The sequence below is a fragment of the Erwinia sp. 2186 genome, assembly GCF_057812255.1.
Genome location: NZ_CM173824.1, coordinates 1986792 through 1998877 on the forward strand (window position 1 = coordinate 1986792; position 12086 = coordinate 1998877).

Below are 12086 nucleotides of genomic sequence, written 5' to 3' on the forward strand. Positions count from 1 at the left end.
CCATCATGTCTCAGCCAGCCCTAGTCAGCATTATTCTTACTGCTCAGATCCCCACCTGGTTTGAGGCTGCGTTAATCAGCGCGCTCAAACAGGATTATGACCACTGTGAAATTTTGGTGGCTGACAGCAGCAGCGATAAATTCATCTCTGCAATACTCAAGCCTTACCTGAATCAACCCGGTCATTCTGTTCGTCATCTTATTTATGATAAAGAAGATGAGGGAATTTATGAGGCGGTGATCCAGGAAGCGCAGGGCGAATATATTAAGTTTTTGACTGATGCTGAACTACTTGAAGCTCATTGTGTAAGCACCTTGTTAGCCGCACTCGAAGCTCATCCCAATTGCAGCGTGGCGGCCAGTAAGCGTACCCGTATAGATCCGAAAGGTGTCACCGTGCCCGACATTGTGGCAACCTCAGCCTTTCTTGCCATGCCTGCTATTTTAAAGGGCCAGGATTTTCTGCGTTATCAGGCGACATTGCATTTCAGTATGATCGGGGAGTTAACGGCATCACTGTTGCGCCGCAAGCATTTGCTGGAGCTGGTGGCAAAAACGGATTCTTTGTTTGAGATAAACGGTGAAAAATTAAAGGAAGTCAACGCGCTGATCATTTATTGTCAGCTGCTGACGGAGGGCGATCTTGTCTGGTTCCCCACCGCGTTGTGCAAAATCCGTGTCTCAGAAGTTTATATCCAGCCACAGTCGCGTGAAGGACAACCGCACGTCATAAAAAATCGCGAAACCGTTTTTGATACATTACGCCGCGCGGCGTGGTACGTGGCTGATACTTCACCGATTAATATGGTGCGTGTCGCACCTTTGTCCGATCCGGAGAATTTTACCCGCGAAAATCTCAGCGCAATTCAGTACCACCATCTCAACCAGGGGGCTTTCCAGTTCTGGTTGGACGAGCGCAAACTGAAGCCTTTCCAACAAGAATATCTGGATGAACGCGATCGGCAGGATCCGCAGGTGACTCAATTGGCCGTGGTTATCACGGTAACCAAACAGAATTGCGCCCTGTTACCGTTGACGCTCGCCTCCTTGATCCCTCAGGGATCGGCTAAATTACAGGTGAAAGCGATTCTGGTCGGTGAGGTTATCGACAATATTGACGGCGTGGTCAGCTATCCTTCGACGGATGAAAATCGTCTTCAGGTCATCAACGGACTTATTAACGATCATCAGGATAACTGGTTCCTCTTTATTGAAGCCGGTAACCAGTTTCAGTCGTCCGGATTAATCGCACTCTCGACCACATTGCCACAGGTTGACGGTGTGTTGGCGATATATGCTGATGAATTCTTTACTATTGATGGGGAACCGACAGGCATTGCCTTCCGTCCTGACTTCAATCTGGATCTGCTGCTAAGCTCGCCGAAAACCATGGCGCAGCACTGGTTGTTCCGCCGCGAATTACTGCTTGCGGCAGACGGTTTTGATGTGAATTATCCCGCCTCTGCCGAGTTTGATCTGATTATTAAAATGATCGAATCACAAGGGACCCATGTCGTTGGGCATCTGGCTGAACCATTATTATTGGTCAATCTTGTGAATCGGGCGTTTACAGAAGACGCTGAGATTATTGAAAGACACCTTAATAATCGTGGGTATCCGACAGCAAAAATTGCCTTGGATAGTTTTTACAACTATCGCCTGCGCTATGAACATCCATCCCAGCCGAAGGTGTCCATTGCCATTCTGGCTAACTGGCATTTGCCGTCACTCATCAGTTGCGTCACCTCGATCCTGGAAAAGACCCGTTATCATAATTATGAGCTGCTGATAGTGGCTGATAATGAACACACGCCTGAACGCGAAAACTGGCTGAAGAGCATAGCAACGGTCGATCCACAGAACATTCATGTTCTGCAATTTGACAGTGCCTACCAGCACGCAGGAATGGCAAATCTGGCTGCCGGGCAGGCAAAGGGCGATTATCTGGCCTTTATGCATTGTGAACTTGCCGTAACCGATGGCGAATGGCTGGACAATTTACTCAATCATGGCCAACGCCCTGAAGTGGCTATTGTGGGCGGTAAACAGCTTACCTCGCAGAACAAAATCCGCCATGCAGGTTATTTGTTGGGGACGAATGGCGCGGCTGGGGAAGCTTTCCGAGGGCAGGATGATAATGCCCCGAGTTATCTGGGGCGCCTGCATTTAGACCAAAACTACAGCGCCGTTTCAGGCGATTTCATGCTGGTTCGTAAAGCGGTATTTGAAGCACTGAAAGGGTTTGACCCTGGACACCTGTTGTTTGATGACGTTGATTTTTGCCTGCGTGCTCGTGCTGAAGGTTATTTGACGGTCTGGACGCCTTATTCCCGTATTTTGCGTCCGGCCGCTCGGAGCAATCCATTTGCGGGTGAAAACGTTCATTCCTCAGGCAAATTAAAACAGTTGGAAGAAGATAAGCTCTATAGCCGCTGGATGCCGGTAATAGCCAACGATCCGGCCCACAATGCCAATCTTTCTCTCAAAAGTCGTAATTTTGATGTGAATAGCGACAGTTCGCTGAGTTGGCGTCCGGCTCAACGAGCGAATCTTCCGGTCTTTATGGCACACAATGCAGACGTTGCTGGCTGTGGCTTTTATCGGGTTATCACGCCATTTGAAGCAATGCAAAACGAAGGGATCGCAGAAGGGCGTGTCAGTAGCACCTTGCTCAGCCTGAGCGAAATCGGGCAGATTAAACCGGATAGCCTGATCATTCAGCGCCGTTACGCACCGGCGTTCCATAACTGGATTGAGCGTACCGGTAAAGTCCATGACGTGTTCAAAGTGTATGAACTGGATGACTATATTTTGAATGTGCCGATTAAGCATTATCGGCGGAGTAATTTCAAACAAGAAATCACCGCTCAGCTTCGTAAGAGTCTGAGTTATTTTGACCGTTTTGTGGTGTCGACCGAACCCTTAGCAGAAGCGCTGGGTGATATGCATACCGAGATTGTCGTGGTGCCTAATAAGCTGCCAGTTAGCTGGTGGGGAAATCTTAAAAGCCTGCGAAATCAAGGGCGTAAACCACGTGTAGGTTGGGCTGGAGGAGCAAGTCATACGGGCGATCTGGAAATGATTGTCGACGTGGTGAAAGAATTTGCCAACGAAGTTGAGTGGGTATTCTTTGGCATGTGCCCGATGAAATTGCGTCCTTATGTACATGAAATTCATCATGGCGTTGATATTAGTCTGTATCCGGAAAAACTGGCTTCGCTGAATCTCGATTTAGCACTGGCTCCGGTTGAAGACAACCTGTTTAACCGCTGTAAAAGTAACCTGCGTCTGATGGAATATGGTTCATGTGGTATTCCGGTAATTTGCAGCGATGTAGAATGCTACCGTGGGCACAGTATGCCGGTAACGCGCGTCAGCAATCGCTTTATCGACTGGCGTGATGCCATCCGTATGCATCTTGCAGATCCGGATGCCAGCGCCCGGATGGGGGCAGAGTTGCAGCAAATCGTTTACCGCGACTGGATACTGACCGGCGATAACGTTAAAGCGTGGGCGAAAGCCTGGAGTGCGAACTAAATAAAAACGGGGTGCAGATAATGCACCCCGTTTTTTTGCCACGATCCCTATATCCTCCATAAACCCTCAACGTCCCCTTACAGAATCCTTACGCTCTGCCGATAACAGAAGAGATAACATCCGTTGCGATTTTCCTGGACGATTGGGAGAACGCTTTACCCTTTTCTGGAGTGTCTATGCGCTTCAATGTCGACCTTACACCTGGGGACTTGCTGACCTTTGAGGAGATAGCGCAGCGCTATGCGTTGAAATATCCCGAAGAGAAGGAGCTGACGGCGCGTGCGCTGTTAAGCCCCTCGACCAGCTACCGCAACCTGGTGATCCGCGCGGTGTTTGCCAATGAAGAAACCAACAGTCCGTTAGAAGACCTGTTGTTCGTCTACAATGACAACGAGCGCAAAAACTACCTGCGGCGATTTGAGTCCTATCTCAAACAGCAGCAGTCCTTCTTCTATTTCCGCCGCACGGCAGAAGCAAAGCAGGAGAACCGCTGGAAGGTGATGGGCGAAAGCCAGGTGTACGCCATGCTGGACCCCGCGTCGGCAGCGGCACAGAACCTGATATCGAGCCGGGGCTACAAACTGTCGCTGATGCGTAAAGAGGGCGAGGATGACTACTGGCAGCTGTTTGATGCCCAGGCGCATCCGTGCTTCACCGTGTCGCGGCGTATTCAGTTTGTGGTGGTGTTGACCAGCCCGTTACTGAAACTCCCGGCCGGGGTGATTGCCGGCACTCAGGTGGGCAGACAGGTGAAAGCCAACGTTTGGCAGCGCGCCAGTCAGGCGGAGTTCGCCGCGTCGGTGAAGGCCCGTTATGGCGCCTGCGTCATCACCGGCACCCGGCTGATGGAGCACAGTCAGTATCCGTGGGTGGAAGCCTGTCATATTGATACTCAAGAGAATGACGATGGTTTCCTACAGGACAACAGCGTCGACAATGGCCTGTTTTTGCGCAGCGATTTGCAACGGCTGTTCACCAGTCGCTTGCTGACCATCCATCCGACAACCGGAACGGTGAACTTCCGCCACGGTTTGCAGGATGAAAGTCAAATAAGTGCGTTTTATCAAGAGATTGACGGCAAGATTTGTGCGCTTTGGCAGCAGGTTCCTGCCGCCACCCGTGAGAAACTTCATCCCCTAAGGTAAATCCTCAGCAGGCGGTTGCGCAACGCGCCGCCTTTTTAAACAAAAATGAAATAACCCGCCTTTAGTACCGCTATTCAGCCAATCAATCTCCCCTACAGAAACGGATAATCATGCCGATAACTTAACTAACGCAGGGTCGTCATCGTGAATGATCTCTATACCGCCGATGGTGTGATGGACAAAAACTCGCTCTGGCAGCGATACGTACCGCTGGTGCGCCATGAAGCGTTGCGCCTCCAGGTCCGGCTGCCAGCCAGCGTGGAACTGGATGATTTGTTACAGGCAGGGGGAATTGGTCTGTTGAATGCCGTGGAGCGCTATGACGCGTTACAGGGCACCGCCTTTACCACCTATGCGGTACAGCGCATCCGTGGCGCGATGTTGGACGAACTGCGCAGCCGTGACTGGGCACCTCGCAGCGTGCGGCGTAATGCACGTGAAGTGGCCGGCGCGATGCACAAGGTCGAGCAGTCGCTGGGACGAACGGCGACCGAGCAGGAAGTTGCTGCATCGCTCGATGTTTCATTACAGGAATACCGGCAGATCTTGCTGGATACCAATAACAGCCAGTTGTTCTCCTACGACGAGTTTCGTGAAGAGCACGGCGATACCGCAGAACTGGTGACAGATGGCCACGAAGAGGCCAATCCACTGCACCAGTTAATGGAAGGGAATCTGCGCGAACGCGTCATTGAAGCGATTGAAGCCTTACCCGATCGCGAAAAGATGGTTCTGACGCTCTATTACCAGGAAGAGCTGAATCTGAAAGAGATTGGCGCAGTGCTGGAAGTGGGTGAATCCCGCGTAAGCCAACTGCACAGTCAGGCGATTAAACGCCTGCGCGCCCGGTTAACGGGAGCGCGCTGACGGAGTCAGTATTGCACTCTCAACACCAACCGGGGACTCTCAGATGGGATCCAAAACTAAAATGAGGCCGTTGAGCCGCTATTTGAAAGACTACAAACACAGCCAGAGTAACTGTTCACATTGTGGCAAAGTACTGGACCGCATGGCGTTAGTGTTTCGCGGTCAGATAATAAATAAAGAGGCCATAGCCCGGATGGACCAGCTGATCGACGATCAGGTCTGGTTGAAGCTTCAAAATGAACTGACGGCACTGTGTCGTTTTTGCAGTGATATCTACTGCAACACGCATCCGAATTATTTCGATATTATGGCGTTCAAACAGTATCTGTTTGAACAGACCGAAATGAGTCACAGCACCATTCGCGAATACGTCGTTCGCCTGCGCCGCCTTGACGATATGCTATCGGCGCGCAACTTCCCTGCTGAAAAACTCAGCGGCAACAGCTGGCACGAATGCCTGGAAAATGATTTACCGGATGCCGGTAATAATAACTATCGCATTGCTCTGCGCAAATATGACCAGTTTTTAGGCTGGCAGCGCGCTTAAGGTGACATCAACTCACTCTTTTACGTTACCTTTTTGCTATCTTCTGTAAGACTGTAAGGATAACTGTTAGCGCCATCTCAGGAGGCTGCATTGTCCTTACATCTTTTACCCTCATTCCCCAAGCTTGAGCTGCTGGGTGCGCCCACGCCGCTGGAGCATCTGCCACGCCTGTCTGACTACCTCGGCCGCGATATTTTTATCAAACGGGATGACTTTACGCCCGTTGCGCTCGGTGGCAATAAACTCCGAAAACTCGAATTCCTCGCCGCCGATGCTTTGCGTCAGGGTGCCGATGTGCTGCTTACCGCCGGTGCGATTCAGTCCAACCACGTGCGTCAAACCGCGGCCGTCGCGGCTAAGCTCGGTCTGAAATGCGTGGCGCTGCTCGAAAATCCACTCGCCACCACCGCGTCTAATTACCTGTCTAACGGCAACCGTCTGCTGCTTGATCTGATGGACACCGAAGTGGTGATGGTCGACGCATTGCACGATCCTGCGGCACAGCTCGAAGAACAGGCGACGCGGCTGGAAGCGCAGGGCTTTCGTCCCTATATTGTGCCCGTCGGGGGATCGAATGCCCTTGGCGCGCTGGGCTATGTGGAATGTGCCCAGGAAATGGCGCATCAAATCGAAGGTGTGGTGGATTTTGCCGCGGTGGTCGTGGCGTCTGGCAGCGCCGGCACCCATGCCGGGCTGGCGGTGGGGCTGGAAGTGCTGATGCCAGAAACCGAACTGGTCGGCGTCACCGTCTCGCGTAAAGCGGATGAGCAGCGCCCGAAAGTGGTGGCAATCCAGCAGCAGCTGGCGGCCTCGCTGGAACTGACGGCCAGCGCACCGATCACCCTGTGGGATGAGTATTTTGGCCCGCAATACGGCATGCCGAATGAAGAGGGGATGGAAGCGATCAAGCTGCTGGCCCGTCTTGAGGGGATCTTCCTTGACCCGGTCTATACTGGCAAAGCAATGGCCGGATTAATTGACGGTATCTCGCAGAAACGTTTCCGCCGTGAAGGACCGATTGCTTTTGTCCATACCGGCGGTTCTCCGGCGCTGTTTGCTTATCATCCTTCGGTCTGAGCTGGAACGAAATAATCTTTGCAGGCCGCTGGTATTCACGCGGCCGCTCGAATAAATTCTGCGGGTCGGAATCTAATAACACAGTGGAGTCTTTATGAATTTATCTCTGGTACGTCGCCGTCTGGTGATGGGAGCCGTGTCGCTGGCGCTGGTGGCGGGCTTTTCAGTCAACGCCTTTGCGGCGGATGAAAACCTGCTCAGCAAGGTAAAAGAGCGCGGTTCTCTGTTAGTGGGTCTGGAAGGCACCTATCCGCCGTTCAGTTTCCAGGATGAAAACGGCAAGCTGGCCGGTTTTGAAGTGGATTTCGCTGACGCGTTGGCGCAGCACCTGGGCGTGAAGGCCAGCCTGAAGCCGACCAAATGGGATGGTATGCTGGCGTCGCTGGACTCCAAACGCATCGATGTGGTGATCAATCAGGTGACCATTTCCGATGAGCGTAAGAAAAAATATGACTTCTCCACGCCGTACACCATCTCCGGTATTCAGGCGCTGACCAAAAAAGAGAATGCGGCAAGCATCAGCAAGCCGGAAGATCTGAGCGGCAAGAAAGTCGGTGTTGGCCTGGGCTCTAACTACGAGCAGTGGCTGCGCGCCAACGTGAAAGGCGTCGACATCCGTACCTATGATGATGACCCAACGAAATATCAGGATCTGCGCGTAGGCCGTATCAATGCGATTCTGGTGGATCGCCTGGCCGCCCTTGATCTGGTGAAGAAAACCGGCAATACGCTGGCTGTCGCCGGTCCGGCATTCTCCCGTCAGGAATCGGGTGTGGCATTGCGTAAAGGCAATACCCAACTGCTGGACGCGATCAACAAAGCCATTGCGGACATGCAGAAAGACGGCACCATGGCTAAACTGTCTGAAAAATGGTTTGGCGCGGACGTGACTAAATAATGCAGGAAAGTATTCAACTGGTGCTGGATTCAGCACCTTTTTTATTGAAGGGTGCCGTATTTACCCTGCAGCTGAGCATCGGCGGCATGTTCTTTGGCCTGTTGCTCGGCTTCATTCTGGCGATGATGCGCCTGTCGCGTTTCTGGCCGATTTCATGGCTGTCGCGCTGCTACGTGTCGATTTTCCGCGGCACGCCGCTGATCGCCCAGCTGTTTATGATCTACTACGGCCTGCCGCAGTTCGGCATTGAGCTGGATCCGATCCCGTCGGCGATGATTGGCCTGTCGCTGAATACCGCCGCTTACGCTTCCGAATCCCTGCGGGGTGCCATTGCCTCGATCGAACGCGGGCAATGGGAAGCCGCATCCAGTATTGGCATGACGCGCTGGCAGACCATGCGTCGCGTTATCCTGCCGCAGGCGGCCCGCACCGCGTTGCCGCCGCTGGGCAATAGCTTTATCAGCCTGGTGAAAGATACCTCACTGGCCGCCACCATTCAGGTGCCGGAGCTGTTCCGTCAGGCACAGCTGATTACCTCGCGTACGCTGGAAGTGTTCACCATGTATCTGGCTGCGTCACTGATTTACTGGGTGATGGCAACCGTACTTTCCATCCTGCAAAGCAAGCTGGAAGATCGCGTTAATCGCCAGGATCGGGAGTCGAAATGAGTGCCATCGAAGTCAGAAATCTGGTTAAACAGTTTAACGGGCAGACGGTGCTAAATGGCATCGATCTTGAGGTCAAATCCGGCGAAGTGGTGGCAATTATTGGCCCCAGCGGTTCCGGTAAAACCACGCTGCTGCGCTGCATCAACCTGCTGGAAGTGCCGGAAAGCGGCACGATCCAGGTTGGCGAGATTAAAATTGATGCCGCACTGGGCATCAACAAACAGAAAGAGCTGGTGCGTCGGTTGCGTCAACAGGTGGGGTTTGTCTTCCAGAGCTTCAATCTGTTCCCGCACCGCTCGGTAATGGAAAACATTATTGAAGGGCCAACCATCGTTAAGCGCGAACCGAAGGCCGAGGCGATTGCCCGTGCCCGCCAGCTGCTGGAGAAAGTCGGTTTGCAGGGCAAAGAAGAGAGCTACCCGCGCAAACTGTCCGGTGGACAGCAACAGCGCGTAGCAATTGCCCGTGCGCTGGCGATGCGTCCTGAAGTGATCCTGTTTGATGAACCGACCTCGGCGCTGGATCCGGAGCTGGTGGGCGAGGTGCTCAGCACCATTCGCGCGCTGGCAGAAGAGAAGCGCACGCTGGTGATCGTTACGCATGAGATGAGCTTTGCCCGCGACGTGGCTGACCGGGCGATCTTTATGGATCAGGGCCGCATTGTGGAGCAGGGCGACGCCAAAAGCCTGTTTACAAATCCGCAGCAGCCGCGTACCCGCCAGTTCCTTGAGAAATTCCTCAATAATTAATTCCCTCATCTAATTTCCTCCTCGCCGGGTTCCCCGGCGAGTTATTTTTCGTTTCCCCCGTTTCTGCCATTCGCTTATTACTAAGGATTATCTTAATTACGCCCGGCGCTTATTTGGCTTAATGACTGAGATAACGCCCGAAATCGCTTAACTGACTGATAATCACCGTCGTTATCAGGCCAATTAGGAGTAACCCCATGGCCTTTTCGTGGACAAGAGTTAATAATTCCTAAAGTTTTACGTTAATTTGGGTTAAATGCTATGTCTGCTTCTGGGTCTTCTTCAACTAAAAATGAAGTTTTATGGATCAATACGCTGAAGGGCGGTTGTATTCTATTGGTTGTTTTGCATCACACTATTATCACTACTTTCGCCCCATCTTTACAATATCTTACCGCCGGCGTCTTGCCAGCGGAAATATGGATCGCGTTTAATAAGTACCTGTCGCCATTAAGAATGCCAGCGTTCTTTTTTGTTTCTGGTTTGCTGGCAATCAGTGCCATTAATAAAAAGTCCTGGAGCGAGGTTTTTACTAAAAAATTCAGCAATATTTTTTACCTGTATATCCTGTGGGGCGTGATCCAGTGGGTCAGTATCTACAATATTTCAGCGAATTTGATTGGAGAGAAACTCTCCACGGCTAAGAACGCAGCCTACGCTGAAAGCCCGCAGGAATTCGTGAAATTGCTGTTTTTATCGATGACCAGCCTGTGGTACCTGTACGCGCTGGCGGGGTATTTTGTGGTGGCTAAGCTGTTCCATCGCCAGAAGATGGCGTTGATAGTGGCGGCATTGCTGATGAACTATGCCACGCAGTTCAGCCTGGTGCCAGGCTGGGGACCGGCAAGCGTGGTGCAGAACTTTGTCTACTTCCTGTTAGGGGCGTATTTCAGCCACTACCTGGTCGAGCTGAGTTTTATGAACCGACGCAACGTGCTGATCCTCAGTGCCTTCGCCCTGACCGGCGTCGCGCACCATGCGGTGGGACTGTATAAGAACCCGTTCTACTGCATGCTGTCGATTGTGTTTGGCATTGTGCTCTGTCGGGCGCTGAACAACCGATTCAATATGGCCTGGCTGAACTGGATTGGCCGTAACACGTTACAGATTTATGTTTTGCATCGCATTTTTATCGAACTGCTGGGACTGAGCGTGCTGACGCTGGCCGTGCAGTACAACCTGTTCGATAACAGTGCGTTTTCACTGATTTGGGCGTTGACGCTTCCGGTGGTTGCCGTCAGTACCTGTACTGCTGTCTCTTTGCTGGTCTGGTCGCTGCTCAATCGTGGCCCTGGTCGGGCTCTGTTCCTCTATCCGGTATTGATGAGAAAAACAAAGCCTAAACCCGATATCGCCAGCAATCACTGACAGTCTCCATTCAGGGCCGATAATATCGGCCCTGAATGTTTCTGAACCACCGCATTACCCTGTACCACATAATAATAAAATTACACTCAGCACCGGGAAAGATGCTGCCACTGTTTTATAAAAATACGACGATAACAGCTGGAGTATTATAATGAAACCTACTCAAAAGAAAGATATCGCCTGGGTGAATAGCCTGAAAGGCGCTTGTATATTGTTGGTTGTCTTATATCACGTTGTACTACCAGGTTATGCTGATATGGTAACGCATTTAACCGCCGGTTTTTTCCCGGCGAAATTATGGGTTGCTTTTAATAACACACTCTCACCGCTTCGAATGCCTGCGTTCTTCTTTGTCTCCGGTCTGCTGGCGGCCAATGCCATTGTCAATCGTCCCTGGAAACAGGTATTCACCAGTCGCGTCACCAATCTGTTCTATCTCTATTTTCTGTGGGGACTGATTCAGTGGCTGATGATCAACGGCGTCTCCGGTGAAATCATGGGCGATCACCTCTCCGACAACATCAACGCTGCCTGGGCTTCCACGCCGTGGGAGTTTTTGAAGCTGATGCTGCTGGCGATGAGTTCTTCCTGGTATCTCTATGCGCTGGGCCTGTTCTTTGTTTTTGCCAAGCTGTTCCGCCAGCAGAAGGTGTTGATGATGCTGGTGGCGGCGGCACTGAACTATGCGGCGATAGTGAAAGCCATCCCCGGCTGGGGGCCGGAAAGCCTGTCGCAGTACTTTATCTTCTTCCTGTTTGGCGCGTTCTACAGCAGTACGATGATCCGCTGGAGCGAGTGGCATCGCAGTAATGTGCTGCCGTGGGCCGCGATTGGGGTGCTGGCGGGCATCCATGCGATGGTGGGATTACCGAAAAGTCTGTTTATGTGCGTCATCGCTATCCTGTTCTGCATCGCCGCGTGTCGGGCGTTGAACAGCCGCTTCTCGATGAACTGGTTAAACTGGATCGGTAAAAACACGCTGCAAATCTACGTACTGCACCGTATTTTTATCGAGTTCTTTGGCATGTCGGCGATCCTGTTTGCCGTGCATCACCATCTGTTTGCCAGCAAAGCCTTCTCGATGGTGTGGGCGGTGGGCTTCCCGATCGCCATGGTCGCGCTCTGTTCGGGCTGCTCGGTGGCTATCTGGACGCTGCTCAATCGGGGAGTCGGCAAGAACCTGTTTATCTACCCGAAGCTGTTACGGATGAAGCTGAACGTCCAGTAAGGG

The 12086-nt window shown here is 52.2% G+C and carries 10 protein-coding genes; all 10 read left to right on the forward strand.

Going from position 1 to position 12086, the window contains the following annotated elements:
• Nucleotides 1–5 precede the first annotated feature (5 nt).
• Entirely contained in the window at nucleotides 6–3536 is a 3531-nt protein-coding gene (locus ACXKZG_RS09150) for a glycosyltransferase (RefSeq protein WP_488876061.1), read from the forward strand.
• A 176-nt stretch (nucleotides 3537–3712) separates the two neighbouring features.
• Complete coding sequence (locus ACXKZG_RS09155; protein WP_488876062.1) at nucleotides 3713–4681, forward strand: HNH endonuclease signature motif containing protein; 969 nt, start codon at nucleotides 3713–3715, stop codon at nucleotides 4679–4681.
• A 144-nt stretch (nucleotides 4682–4825) separates the two neighbouring features.
• A complete protein-coding gene (locus tag ACXKZG_RS09160) occupies nucleotides 4826–5548 on the forward strand; it encodes an RNA polymerase sigma factor FliA (RefSeq protein WP_013202652.1) in 723 nt (240 codons plus the stop codon).
• A gap of 43 nt (nucleotides 5549–5591) precedes the next feature.
• Nucleotides 5592–6095, forward strand: coding sequence for a flagella biosynthesis regulatory protein FliZ (gene fliZ / locus ACXKZG_RS09165; protein ID WP_013202651.1), 504 nt, complete (start codon nucleotides 5592–5594; stop codon nucleotides 6093–6095).
• 90 nt (nucleotides 6096–6185) lie between these two features.
• Nucleotides 6186–7172, forward strand: coding sequence for a D-cysteine desulfhydrase (locus ACXKZG_RS09170; protein WP_013202650.1), 987 nt, complete (start codon nucleotides 6186–6188; stop codon nucleotides 7170–7172).
• Between the two features lie 94 nt (nucleotides 7173–7266).
• The gene (gene tcyJ / locus ACXKZG_RS09175; protein WP_013202649.1) at nucleotides 7267–8070 is read left to right on the forward strand and encodes a cystine ABC transporter substrate-binding protein; all 804 of its coding nucleotides are present in this window, start codon (nucleotides 7267–7269) and stop codon (nucleotides 8068–8070) included.
• Complete coding sequence (tcyL, locus tag ACXKZG_RS09180) at nucleotides 8070–8738, forward strand: cystine ABC transporter permease (RefSeq protein WP_134824377.1); 669 nt, start codon at nucleotides 8070–8072, stop codon at nucleotides 8736–8738. The genes tcyJ and tcyL overlap by 1 nt, the downstream gene beginning before the upstream one ends.
• Complete coding sequence (gene tcyN, locus ACXKZG_RS09185; RefSeq protein ID WP_134824376.1) at nucleotides 8735–9487, forward strand: L-cystine ABC transporter ATP-binding protein TcyN; 753 nt, start codon at nucleotides 8735–8737, stop codon at nucleotides 9485–9487. The genes tcyL and tcyN overlap by 4 nt, the downstream gene beginning before the upstream one ends.
• Nucleotides 9488–9748: 261 nt before the next feature.
• Nucleotides 9749–10855: an acyltransferase family protein gene (locus ACXKZG_RS09190; RefSeq protein ID WP_134824375.1), complete on the forward strand. Its 1107-nt coding sequence runs from the start codon at nucleotides 9749–9751 to the stop codon at nucleotides 10853–10855.
• Nucleotides 10856–11006: 151 nt separating this feature from the next.
• Nucleotides 11007–12083, forward strand: a complete 1077-nt coding sequence (locus tag ACXKZG_RS09195) for an acyltransferase family protein (RefSeq protein ID WP_134824374.1) — start codon at nucleotides 11007–11009, stop codon at nucleotides 12081–12083.
• Nucleotides 12084–12086 lie beyond the last annotated feature (3 nt).